Raw genomic sequence first — 12,505 nt, forward strand, 5'->3', positions numbered from 1 at the left:
GAGTTTTAAAATTTTAAAATATTACTTAAACGTTTAAGTAAAATACTACAAGCACTACTGTTTTAACTAAACCAAAACAAAATGAAGCATACTTACGAAAAGATAAGTGCCAATTCACGCTGGCTACCTTATCCTAAAAATCACTTCGCTTTTTGGGCTGTTTTCTTTCTCATTGCAGGAACAATTTATGCATCGCCCATTGCGTCTTCACCCCGAATCCCAAAAATGGGGCTACAACAAACAGTAACTGGAACCGTAACGGACCAGAACAATGTTCCATTGCCGGGTGTTACAATATTGGTTAAGGGAACTACATCTGGAACTGTATCTGATATTGATGGAAAATATACAATAGATACAGCTTCTGATGATGTTCTTGCTTTTTCATACATAGGGTTTCGCAGTATTGAAGTGCCTGTTAGGGGGCAGTCGGTTATCGATGTAACCTTAGAAGAAGATCTTGAAAATTTGGATGAGGTCGTTATAATCGGATATGGTTCGGTCAAGAAGAGTGACTTGACAGGTTCCGTGTCTTCCTTAAGTGATGAAAGCTTCAATAAGGGGGCACAGGTGTCAGTGGAGCAATTGATACAGGGGAGGGCTGCAGGTGTTCAGATAACTCAGGCAAATGCGCAGCCAGGAGGAGCATTTTCCATCCGGATTAGGGGTGCAACTTCTATTACGGCAGGAAACGAGCCCTTGTTTGTAATTGATGGGTTGCCAAGTCAGCCGCAAAATGCCATCAACCCAGGAGATATCGAATCCATAGAAATCCTAAAGGATGCTTCGGCCACGGCAATTTATGGTTCGCGGGGAGCAAATGGAGTGGTATTGATTACTACAAAACAAGGTAAAGCGGGAAAAATAAGAGTTGATTATGAAACCTATGCAGGATTTCAAGAAGTTGAAAATCGATTAGATCTTTTAAATACCCAAGAATACATTTCTTTCATTAACGGTATTCGGGCAGATCAAGGAGAAGATCCTCAATTCTCACCGGAAGATATCGCTGCTATTGGTGCTGGCACAGACTGGCAAGATGCCATTTTTAGATCTGCTTTCGTACAAAACCATCAATTTTCGGTATCGGGAGGGTCGGAAAAGACCAAGTTTTATACCTCTCTAAACTATTTCGACCAAGAAGGTGTGGTGCTCAGTTCGGGTATTCAGCGCTACACGGGAAGAGTGAACATTAGTCATACTGGGGATAAATTCAATTTTGGTGTCAATTTGAACACTTCCGTAGTGGTTAGTGACAATGTACCTTTGGGCAATGGTATAAATATTGGTGCAGGAACAATCGGTACGGCGCTTCAATTTGATCCTACTTTGGCCATTTTTGACGAAAACGGGGACTATGTACAATCACCAAACCTTGATTTAAATAATCCAGTTGCATTAGCAGAAACCATAGAGCCAAGGTCAGAAACGGATAGGACCTTTGGAACCCTCTTTGCCGAGTACGAATTTTTTAAAGGGTTTTCGGCCAAGGCCAATTTTGGTGTAAATCGGAGAAATATTAGATCAGATTTCTATGCTGCTCCGGTTACCAAGCGTGGACAATTAGGCAATGGATCGGCAAGTATCAATCACGCGAGGAATACAAGCTATCTAGCTGAACTAACGGCGAGTTATGATAAAACTTTTGGTGAAGACCATTCCTTAAATGCTTTAGCAGGTATATCCTATCAAGAATTTAATTTTCAGGGTTTTAATGCGGGGAGTCAAAACTTCCCTACCGATCAGTTTGGTACTGATAACTTGGGTGCTGGCGACTTGGAAACCTACACTGTTGGTTCAAGCAGAAATAAAAATCAATTGTTATCTTATATTGGTCGCGCCAACTATATTTATAAAGACCGTTATCTAGTTACCGCTACCGTCCGTGCCGATGGTTCTTCACGTTTTGGAGAGGACAACAAATACGGCTATTTTCCTTCAGTTGCCTTAGGATGGAAAATGAACAACGAATCGTTTCTACAAAATGCAACGGCTATATCGAATCTCAAGCTTAGGGTCAGTTATGGTATTACAGGTAATCAAGAGATAGGGAATTATACGTCATTGGTATTGTTGGGGACCTCTGGTGATGCCGTTTTCGATGGAGAACGATTTACGAGTATAGCTCCCTCAAATTTAGCAAACCCAGATTTACGATGGGAAGAAACCGCACAATTCAATGTAGGTTTGGATTTTGGACTGTTCAATAATCGCATATCGGGAACTTTGGATTATTATACCAAAGAAACCTCCGACTTATTATTGAACTTGCCCATACCGCTTACCACTGGTTTTGGTTTTACCCAGGAAAATGTTGGAGATACCAGTAACCGTGGGTTTGAAGTGCTTTTGGAAACACAGAACATAGTAGGCGATTTCAACTGGACAAGCACCTTCAATTTTGCTACCGTAAGGAATGAGGTGACCAATTTGGGGGAATTACCCTTTATTTTACAGGGAAACCTTAGGTTTCTGAATGATTTTACCATCCTAAGGGAAGGAGACCCGTTGAATTCGTACTGGGGTTATCGGACCGAAGGTATTTTTCAAAATCAGGAAGAAATAGATGCTTCGGCGCAACCGGGTGCAAGCCCAGGAGACCTCAAATTTGCCGATACTAACGAGGATGGATCTATTGACCCGGAAGATCGCGTTATTTTGGGGAATCCCTTTCCTAGTTTTACATTGGGTTTAAACAATTCATTTTCCTACAAGGGCTTTACCTTGGACTTTTTCTTTGAAGGCGTCTTTGGCAATGAACTTTTAAACTTTACACGGGTAGACTCTGAAAGTCCATTTTCATTACTGCGTAACAGACAGAGTTTTGTGCAGGACAGATGGACCCCCGACAATACTGATAGCCAAAATCCTTCTTTTCTGACTTCATTGGGTGGACGCGCCGTTAACGACAGGGTCGTTGAAGATGGTTCTTACATCCGCTTACGTAATCTAAGGATAGGCTATACCTTTCCCAATGGAAGCATAAAGGGCATAGAGCGTTTGGGCATTTTCGCTAATGCGCAAAACGTATTCACGATTACGGATTACAGCGGATTTAACCCAGATGTAAGTTCATTTGGAACATCCAACTTACGATTGGATTATAACGCATATCCTCTTGCACGAATAATAACATTAGGATTTAATATTGGATTTTAATAAAAAAAGATAGACTCATGATACTCAAAAGAAAATACTACTTTTTTATAGTAAGCTTGTTCTTTCTATTACCTAGTTGTGAAGGACCTTTAGAAGAAGAAACGTTCACACAATTGGGGCCTTCCAATTTTTATGAAACCGCAGAGGATGCCGAAGCCTTATTGAACTCTGTCTATGCAAATGCAAGAGGATATCGAGATGTATTGCGGGATTACTTGACTTTTGGCGAAATGACCACCGATTTGATGATTTCTCGACAAGGAGCGATTAACGCCAACACACAGCCTATAGAAGATTTTCTGTTCCCTGAAGATCATCCATGGCTTTTAAGCCTTTGGGCCAAATTTTATAGTTCCATTTTTAGGGCAAATACGGTGTTGGAACAAGTTCCAAATATTGATATGGATGAAGCCCGGCGGACTCAGATAGTTGCCGAGGCACGATTTTTAAGAGTATTCAGTTATTATACGTTACACGATCTTTTTGGAACCGTTCCTTTAATATTGACGAGTGAGACCACAGCTTCGGATAGGCCCAGCAGGGCAACCCGTGAGGAGTTTGATACATTTATGATAACTGAATTTACAGAAGTTGCGACCATTTTGCCCCCAACGCAGGAACAGTATGGCCGTGCTACCAGAGGTGCCGCATTGGGTTTATTGGCAAAATACCATTTGAACCGGAAATCTTGGCAAGAAGCTGCCGATACTGCTTTGGAAGTAATGGATTTAGGTGTTTACGGTATTTTTGCTCAAGGTAATAGAGCGGAACTCTTTGCCTTGGCCAATCAACGATCCAATGAGTTTATCTGGGTGTTTCCTTTTCCGGATGTACCCACAGGAGATTTGGGCAATACCTATCTCAGTCATGCAGCCCCCCCGGGATATCAATTTAAATTTCCGCCAAAAGTAAACTTTGCCGCCCAGTTCAAATTACTGTCAAGTTTTGTAGATTCTTTTGCTGGGGAAGACGAACGTTTGGATGCCATTTTGTTCGAGTATACCAATGGAGGTGGCAATTTGGTACAACTTGGGAACGATGACAAACGTAGTTTTAAATACCGTGAGGACCCCAATGGTATTGGAGATGTAAGCGGAAACGATTTCCCCATTCTTCGCTATGCCGATATTTTGATGTCCAGAGCAGAGGCCTTGAACGAATTGCAAGGTCCCAATCAGGAATCGATTGAGCTAATTAATCAAATTCGGACAGCTGCAGGTTTGGAGGCTATCAGTTTGGCAGACTTTGCTTCAAAAGAAGCGTTACGTGATCAAATCTTATTGGAACGAAGCTGGGAATTCCACACCGAAGGATTGCGTCGTCAAGACCTTATCAGACATGGCAAATTTATTCAACTGGCACAAAGCAGAGGAAAGGCGGCACAAGACTATCAAGTGTTATTTCCTTTGCCCCAAACAGAAATCGATAAAAATCCGAACCTAGAACAAAATCCTGGATATTAGCTTGAAATTAACAATAGATTTAATTTTTAGAAACTACGTTTACATTTATTGAATTGGTCATACAAGGCTTTACCTGTAGAAAGAATATGAAACATATCATCAAAACAATAGCATCAGTGACAAGTTTAAACTTCATTTTACTTTTATTGACTTGTTCGATTGGAATGTCACAAACTAAAAGGCCCAATGTAATTATCATCAATGCTGATGATTTGGGGTATGGAGATATTGGCATACAGGGAGCGACCAAAGTAAAGACCCCCACTATAGACCGCTTAGCTTCGGAGGGTAGGCGATTTACTGATTTTCATTCCGCTTCTGCTGTGTGTTCCCCTTCGAGGTATGCACTGCTAACAGGACAGTATCCTGCCAAACAGAATTTTTGGAATCCCATATTCTTAAAGACACCTTTACAAGTAGATGCAAAGCGTATGACTTTGGGGAGTCTTATGAAAAAAGCGGACTATCAAACGGCAGTGATAGGAAAATGGCATTTGGGATTTGGCAACGAACAGCCCATAGACTGGAACAAACCCCTAAAACCTGGCCCATTGGAATTAGGTTTTGATTACTATTATGGCGTTCCCGTACTTAATAGTCATCCTCCTTTTGTATATGTGGAAGATCATAAAGTAGTCGGTCTTGTACCAGATGACCCCATGGTCTATGGAAAAAAAGCGAATACCAGATATTTTGATGAGAAATTTGGCATAGATGAGATGGGAGGTGCACAAGAGGCCCATAAACTGTACAAAGACCGTGAGGTAGGAACACATCTAAAAGATAAAGCAGTGGATTGGATAAAAGAGCACAAGGACAATCCTTTTTTCCTCTATTTTGCACCAACCAACATTCATCACCCCTTTACCCCGGCACCAAGATTTATTGGGACTAGTGGTGCAGGACCTTATGGGGATTTTATCCATGAGCTGGATTGGATGGTATCTGAAATTCTAGAAACACTGGATGAAGAAGGAATTGCGGACAATACACTGGTAATTCTAACAAGTGACAATGGTGGTATGTTGAATAGGGGAGGACAGGTTGCCATGGAAGCCGGCCATTCCTTGAACGGATCTTTGCTCGGTTTTAAGTTTGATGCCTGGGAAGGAGGGCATCGGGTTCCTTTTATTGCTCGTTGGCCCGGTAAGGTACCTGCCGGGACTATATCAGACGAATTATTGTCAAATGTAGATTTGTTTGCCACTTTGGCAAAAATGATTGGTTACAAACCTAAGAAAGATGAAGGTCCTGACAGTGTGGACATGTTAACGGCGTTGACAGGAAATCCAGATAAACCTATTCGGGAACATTTGCTCATTTCTCCTTCACGACCTAAAAACCTTGCAATGCGCAAAGGAAAATGGATGTACATATCTGCGCAGGGTGGAGGTGGTTTTGAAGACATCAAACTAGGTGATCACACGTTTGGTGGACCAGCTGCTTTTCCATTTACAGGTCAGGTGAACAGCGATATCGAAAACGGTAAAATCAAGGATGAAGCATCTCCCGCACAATTATATGATTTAGAAGCCGACCCTTATCAAAGCACCAATGTGTACGAAAAATATCCTGATGTTGTAAAGGAAATGGAAGCCCTGATTAAAAAAACCTTGGATGATAAATAGACAGAACATGAGACATTCAGTAAATAACAATAAAATATTTTGGACTGTGATACGAAAGAATACCATAAAAATTGGAGTATTGTTTTTTGTGGTCGTAGCTATACTATCCTGTGAACAAGAGAAAAAGTATATTTCCTATACAGATATGGTCAATCGATTAATAGACCTTCAAGTGTTGGCGAAATTACCCCAAAAAGGAGAAAAAAGTGCCATGTGGTCCAGTTATGACCGTGATAGCAAGATAGATTCGGTAACTGGGGAATTTATTGATTGGGATGCCAATATTGATGGTTTTGAACCACAATATATTAGAAAAGAAGGTGACAATGAGGTGTTGGCAGAAATGACAGGACCCGGGGCCATTGTCAGGATCTGGTCGGCAAGCCCGCGTAAGGGAAAGGTTAAAATCTATATTGATGGGAACGAGGAGCCAATGGTCAACGAATCCTTTATTGATTACTTCAAGCCGAGTATTCCAGCTTTTGATTATCCTGAACTGGTCTACGAGACCAATGCCAAGGGATTTAACAACTATGTGCCGATACCCTATCAAAAAAGTTGTAAGATCGTGGCAGAACCCGGTTGGGGGCAGTACTATCATTTCAATTATATCACTTTTCCTGAAGGTACAGGGCTGGAAGCTTTTGACCCAAATCTGACGGAAGAAGGAAAGACTGCTCTTGAAAATGTGAATACCTTTTTCGCTAAAGATATGGGCGAATACCCTCATGAAAATAGCAGTTTGAAAAATGAAACCAACAAACTGGAATTAGCGGCGAACGAGAAGAAAACCGCTTTTACTTTAGAAGGAGAAGGAGCCATTGCAGCGATAAAAGCGAAGTTTCATATCGCCGATTCTTCAAAGGTTGCAGAGGTCATGCGCAAGACCATTTTGGAGATACGTTGGGATGGAGAGGATCAACCTTCGGTCTGGACGCCTTTGGGAGATTTTTTTGGTACGTCACCCGGTTGGAACGAATACCAAACCTTACCTATGGGAATGACCAAAGAATGGGCATACAGCTATTGGTTTATGCCTTATGGAGATGGGGCTGAAATTGCTTTGCAAAATTACTATGATGGTCCCGTATCGGTGACCCTGGAAATAACATATACCGAGCTTGAAGGCGATATTGATGATTATGGAAGGTTTCACGCCAAATGGCACAGAGACTTGGACCCCGTCGAAGAAGAACGATGGCCAGATTGGGAATTACTTAAAACAAAGGGCCAAGGACGATTTTTAGGTGCTCATCTTTTGGTCTGGAACCCAAAGGGGGGTAGCTCGGATTCGGGTGGACCTGGACATTTTTGGTGGGGCGAAGGGGATGAAAAGTTCTTTGTGGACAATGAGCAGTTTCCATCTACCTTTGGTACGGGAACCGAAGATTATTTTGGCTATGCTTGGTGCAATCCTTCAATTTTTGAACAGGCGTTTCACAGTCAGACCCAAGACAATGACAATATGGGGTATCAACCTATGAACCGCTGGCAGATAACGGATAATATTCCTTTTCAACAATCTTTTGATGGTTATCTTGAAAAGTACTTCCCCAACGAATTGCCCACACAATATAGCACCGTAGTATATTGGTACTTGAACCCAGAAGGAGAAGATGTATTAACTGCAGTAGATGCGGACGAACTTTATGGGTATGAAACGCCATTCGAGGTATTCCGAAAGGATGGTGTTATGGAAGCGGAAGAACTTATCGTTGCATCCAATACGGGTGGATGGGTATCCTCAGACTTTTGGGCACACGAATCACTTTTTGAGACCGTGAGCGGACATAAAATCATGGTATGGTTTGCTGCAAAGGATAAAGCCAATACTTTGAAAACAACCTTTAACTGGTCTGAAGCAGGGAACTATAAAGTGTATGCAAATCTAGTTCAACAAGATGATGGAGGAACATTCGATATCAAATTGAACGGTAAAGCTTTGAATCGGTTGGATTTTCGAGCGCCCAAAGAACAAAAGCAGACCAAGAGCGTATTACTTGGTGAAGTTCGCCTAGAACTTGGCCAACAAGAGTTAGAGTTTATTTGGTCAGGCGACGGCGAATTTCCCCAGGCCTTACGGTTAGATTATTTGGAGCTACAGAAAGTTTAATTAGTTGAGTTAGTTTTTTCAAAAAAGGACCGATTTCCAAGCCAGAAGCAAGTAAAAGTATTGTAGCGTATTTTAGTTGTTTTCAAAATATTTGGCAAATTTGAATAGCTTGGTTATTGGTCTTTTATCTTATCTTTTCTAATTTCCCAAGATTTGCCCAGTTCTTTTTATTGGGATTATTTACTGGACACTAATTACACTAATTACATGAATTGACACGGATTGACACGGATTTTTCGGAGATTTTTTTTTGGATTTGGTGCTTGGAATTTTAGTGGCTCTTGGGCTTGCCTGGAGGAGATTTACTTTTGATTCTTGATAGCTTCACTTGCTCCAATAGGCATAATTCGCATTTACGATATTGATCAAAGGCACTGTTTTATTACTTTCTGGCAATAGCCACCATATCTCTGGATTTGGGCTTGGCATTTCATTTTTCTTTTGATTACTCATAAACAAATCGGATAATCGAATGAATTACCAAGTGTTTTCAAAAGAGACAATTAGGTTTGTATAGCGAAACAGATTCTCTATACTATACTAAAATTGTATCTAATTTCGTCTGCAACCCAAAATAGTGGTATGCTTGTGCCCATACGGTCGAGTTCTGAGCCTGTATTGTTAATCTTCCCATATGTAAAATCTCTGAAATGAAAAGCATCTACTATTTAACTATTGTCTTTGCCTTTTTTTGTTACAATAAAATGTGGTCGCAAGAAAATGTAATCCACGTAAAGACGTTAACCAAGAATTTTTATGGAAATGGCTCAGTGGCCGTTGGTCTGGATGGGACTGTTTTTGTCAATGAATATGGTACGGCAAATCCAGATATTTCTGGTAGTGGAACCCGTATATTTTCCGTTACTGAAAAAGGCGAGGTTGCCATAGTTTCAGAAAAGGTAAGTGGCGCCGTGGGTAATGCTCTGGACAGCGAAGGAAACTATTATTTCAATAATGGAAATTCCTATACTTCAAGTGATTTTATGGTTTTAAAGGATGGTAAAATAACCAAAATTGCAACTCTTGAAGGTTTTTCTGGGGATATATTGATTGATGGAGCAAATGACTTTTTTTACATCACCAGCTATACGCACCCTGCTATTAGAAGAGTATCCAAGCAAGGACAAGTTGAAGATTACGCAAAAGATGAAAGACTAAAAGGCGCAACGGGCATAACTTTTGGTCCTGACAAAGATATGTTTGTAAGTAATTTTACTACGGGCAAGATTTTTAAATTGGACCCAAAAGGTTCAATCGAGGAACTGGCAAGTATTCCAATAGTTTACCCCGGTTATGTTATAGGCTATATCACATATTTTGAAGAAAATCTTTACGCAACAGGATATGGTTCCAACAAGATTTATAAAATAGGGATGGATGGAGAGGTAACGGAATTTGCCGGTTCTGGCGAATACAAAATGGAAGATGGTACTGCTACAAAAGCCAGTTTTGTGACACCGAACGGTATAGACATTGATACTAAGAACCGAAGACTATATATTTCTCAAAACGGAAATGGTAAACCAGCTTCATTACGCTATATCGATTTACCAAAAAAATAGCACTAAACCCCTTTTTTTAATGTTGGTTTAATTTGCCATGGAATTTTAGCTTTATGTAAGTGCTTATGCCAACATTTTTTTATTAAGATAAAATGAAAGTAATACTATTATAATATAATAGTTTAACTATTGTTTATGAATAGTAATAGTATTAAAATTATCTTGCTTAGGTATATTTGCTATACTATAAACATTAAAAATCCAAGATTATGAAAGAGTACTTTAGACTTTTTGTTTTTATACTTGCTTGTATCACTACGCTTTCGGTAGGTGCGCAACATTTGACACCGTCTGAAAGCGGAAAGATAGAGATTGACGAATCACAGATTCTGGTAGAAGAGATATTAACAGCAGAAGAGCGTGATGCACTTTCTCCCAATGATGTGCTTATGGAACTTAGAGCTGGTAATGAGCGTTTTGTACGAAGCGATTTAACCGCAAGAAACCACTCTGTCCAGATACGTGAAAGTGTAGCTGGTCAGTATCCCAAAGCAATTGTGCTCTCCTGTGTTGACAGTAGGGTTCCCGTAGAAGATGTATTCGATAAAGGTATTGGGGATATGTTTGTAGCTAGAGTTGCGGGTAACTTCATAAACAAAGATATTGTAGGAAGTATGGAGTTTGCCTGTAAAGTTGCCGGTGCTAAATTGATTCTTGTAATGGGACATGAAAATTGTGGGGCTATTCACGCTGCTATTGATGATGTTAAACTTGGTAATATTACAAGTATGTTGAGCAATATTGAACCTGCTATAAAAATATCGAATGTTGTGGAGGGTGAAAAGTCATCCAAAAACCGACTTTTTGTTCATGAGGTCAGTGAAAACAATGTTAGACTAGCCATAGAAAAAATAAAAAAAGATAGTCCTATACTCAATGAAATGAAGGAAAATGGAGATATAGAGATTATGGGTGCTGTATATGACATGGATACAGGCGTTGTAAATTTCTTAGAATAACAAAACTTCTGCATTAAACAGATTTAAAACTGTTTGTTGCCGATCCTCTAAATAAATCCAAAGATTTGTTTAGAGGATTTTTTATTTCATTCACTATTAAAATTAATTGAAAGTTACGGTTACACTTTTTAAATATCGATCCAGAAGGCCCATCCGTGAATGCAAACGGCCCATCCATCAGTTTAGGTCCTATAAAAGCAAAATTCAATAGTATGTTTACACCGAGTTAGTAGTCAAGTTGAATGACGTGATTATAAATCTTTTAAGAATAGATTTGGTTTGGATATTTTAGATCAATTTGTTTAGAAGATTTACGTTGCACCAAGGAGTTATGAGGTTGAGCTCCTTGGTTGTAGCGGTTTTAAAATTTAATTGTACAATAAGCTCATTTACTTAACCTACCTGCTTAGATAAAGGGTCATTTATAATGGCTCTTTTTCTTTTTCAACTTAGGAAAGTTTATAACCCTTCACAAAATCTTGTTGACAAATTGAGAATAGCATGGTGAATAAATCAACTGTTTACCTTTTGTAAGGTTCTATGCAAAAAACCTACTTTTGTAAAAGTAATTTATAGCACAAACTATCTTATGTCCGAACAAATAGAAAGAATAAAAACACTTATCATTGGGTCTGGCCCAGCAGGATACACAGCAGCAATCTATGCCTCTAGAGCTGATTTAAAACCTGTAATGTACACAGGAATGGAACCTGGGGGGCAATTAACAACAACAACAGAAGTAGATAATTTTCCTGGATATCCTGATGGTATCGATGGCCCTACCATGATGGTTCAGCTTCAGAAACAGGCTGAAAGATTTGGCACAGAGGTACGGATAGGAATGGTCACTTCGGTTGATTTAAGTGATGAAGTTGGAGGAATACACAAAGTAACCGTGGATAATGATCAGGTTATCGAAGCAGAAAGTATTATAATTTCCACAGGTGCTTCGGCAAAATATTTAAATATCCCAAGTGAACAACGTTTACGCGGAGGCGGCGTTTCTGCTTGTGCCGTTTGTGACGGATTCTTTTATAAAGGTCAAGAGGTAGCTATTGTTGGGGCAGGGGATACCGCTGCCGAAGAAGCTTCTTACCTGGCAAATATCTGTAAAAAAGTGACCATGTTGGTGCGAAAAGATTATATGAGAGCCTCCAAGGCGATGCAGCATCGTGTCAACAGTTTAGAGAATATAGAGGTCAGGTATAACACAGAGGTTGATGAAGTGTTGGGCGAACAAGTGGTCGAAGGCCTTAGAATGGTCAACAATGTAACAGGGGAAAAAGAGGATATTGCCATTACAGGGCTTTTTATAGCAATAGGGCACAAACCCAATACGGATATCTTCAAGGGTCAATTAGATATGGACGAAACAGGTTATATCATTACTGAAGGAAAGTCCACAAAAACAAATAAACCTGGGGTCTTTGCTAGTGGAGATGTACAAGATAAAGAGTACAGGCAAGCAGTAACTGCTGCCGGGACAGGGTGTATGGCCGCTTTGGATGCGGAACGTTATTTGGCTTCTGTTGGGTCAACAGAGGAAGTGACGGCCAATTCATAGAAGTTGGGTAGAAGACGTTCTCCTGTTATGATAGGTACAACTAAAGAACAATAAAAA

8 protein-coding genes are annotated in these 12,505 nt (G+C 40.1%); 7 read left to right on the plus strand and 1 reads right to left on the minus strand.

From position 1 onward, the window contains the following. Positions 1–81: 81 nt before the first annotated feature. The 4 genes from KIM67_RS17280 (at position 82) to KIM67_RS17295 (ending at position 8,363) form a co-directional block, all read left to right on the plus strand. Positions 82–3,159 (plus strand): TonB-dependent receptor, encoded by a 3,078-nt coding sequence (locus KIM67_RS17280; protein WP_213832811.1) that lies wholly within the window; start codon positions 82–84, stop codon positions 3,157–3,159. Between the two features lie 17 nt (positions 3,160–3,176). Beyond that, the gene (locus KIM67_RS17285) at positions 3,177–4,622 is read left to right on the plus strand and encodes a RagB/SusD family nutrient uptake outer membrane protein (protein ID WP_213832812.1); all 1,446 of its coding nucleotides are present in this window, start codon (positions 3,177–3,179) and stop codon (positions 4,620–4,622) included. 164 nt (positions 4,623–4,786) lie between these two features. Continuing rightward, the gene (locus KIM67_RS17290; protein ID WP_213832813.1) at positions 4,787–6,250 is read left to right on the plus strand and encodes an arylsulfatase; all 1,464 of its coding nucleotides are present in this window, start codon (positions 4,787–4,789) and stop codon (positions 6,248–6,250) included. Between the two features lie 7 nt (positions 6,251–6,257). After that, positions 6,258–8,363, plus strand: a complete 2,106-nt coding sequence (locus KIM67_RS17295) for a glycoside hydrolase family 172 protein (protein ID WP_213832814.1) — start codon at positions 6,258–6,260, stop codon at positions 8,361–8,363. Between the two features lie 324 nt (positions 8,364–8,687). Here the strand turns inward: KIM67_RS17295 and KIM67_RS18715 are convergent, their stop codons facing one another. After that, complete coding sequence (locus KIM67_RS18715) at positions 8,688–8,816, minus strand: hypothetical protein (protein WP_255674264.1); 129 nt, start codon at positions 8,814–8,816, stop codon at positions 8,688–8,690. Positions 8,817–9,013: 197 nt separating this feature from the next. Between KIM67_RS18715 and KIM67_RS17300 the strand changes: the two genes are divergently transcribed. From KIM67_RS17300 to trxB, 3 genes are all read left to right on the plus strand, one after another. Then, positions 9,014–9,925 carry a hypothetical protein gene (locus KIM67_RS17300; RefSeq protein WP_213832815.1) on the plus strand — a complete coding sequence of 304 codons (912 nt, stop codon included), beginning with the start codon at positions 9,014–9,016 and terminating at the stop codon, positions 9,923–9,925. Positions 9,926–10,134: 209 nt separating this feature from the next. Further along, a complete protein-coding gene (locus KIM67_RS17305; RefSeq protein WP_213832816.1) occupies positions 10,135–10,884 on the plus strand; it encodes a carbonic anhydrase family protein in 750 nt (249 codons plus the stop codon). A gap of 589 nt (positions 10,885–11,473) precedes the next feature. Beyond that, a complete protein-coding gene (gene trxB, locus KIM67_RS17310) occupies positions 11,474–12,448 on the plus strand; it encodes a thioredoxin-disulfide reductase (protein ID WP_213832817.1) in 975 nt (324 codons plus the stop codon). Positions 12,449–12,505: the final 57 nt, after the last annotated feature.

The sequence above is a fragment of the Flagellimonas sp. 389 genome (assembly GCF_018449435.1).
Lineage (GTDB): Bacteria > Bacteroidota > Bacteroidia > Flavobacteriales > Flavobacteriaceae > Flagellimonas.

Bases quoted from the DNA above. Each gene is read 5' to 3' on its own strand.
- KIM67_RS17280 (WP_213832811.1), top strand. From the start codon at position 82: ATGAAGCATACTTACGAAAAGATAAGTGCCAATTCACGCTGGCTACCT.
- KIM67_RS17285 (WP_213832812.1), top strand. From the start codon at position 3,177: ATGATACTCAAAAGAAAATACTACTTTTTTATAGTAAGCTTGTTCTTT.
- KIM67_RS17290 (WP_213832813.1), top strand. From the start codon at position 4,787: ATGTCACAAACTAAAAGGCCCAATGTAATTATCATCAATGCTGATGAT.
- KIM67_RS17305 (WP_213832816.1), top strand. From the start codon at position 10,135: ATGAAAGAGTACTTTAGACTTTTTGTTTTTATACTTGCTTGTATCACT.
- trxB (WP_213832817.1), top strand. From the start codon at position 11,474: ATGTCCGAACAAATAGAAAGAATAAAAACACTTATCATTGGGTCTGGC.
- KIM67_RS18715 (WP_255674264.1), bottom strand. From the start codon at position 8,816: ATGAGTAATCAAAAGAAAAATGAAATGCCAAGCCCAAATCCAGAGATA.
- KIM67_RS17300 (WP_213832815.1), top strand. From the start codon at position 9,014: ATGAAAAGCATCTACTATTTAACTATTGTCTTTGCCTTTTTTTGTTAC.
- KIM67_RS17295 (WP_213832814.1), top strand. From the start codon at position 6,258: ATGAGACATTCAGTAAATAACAATAAAATATTTTGGACTGTGATACGA.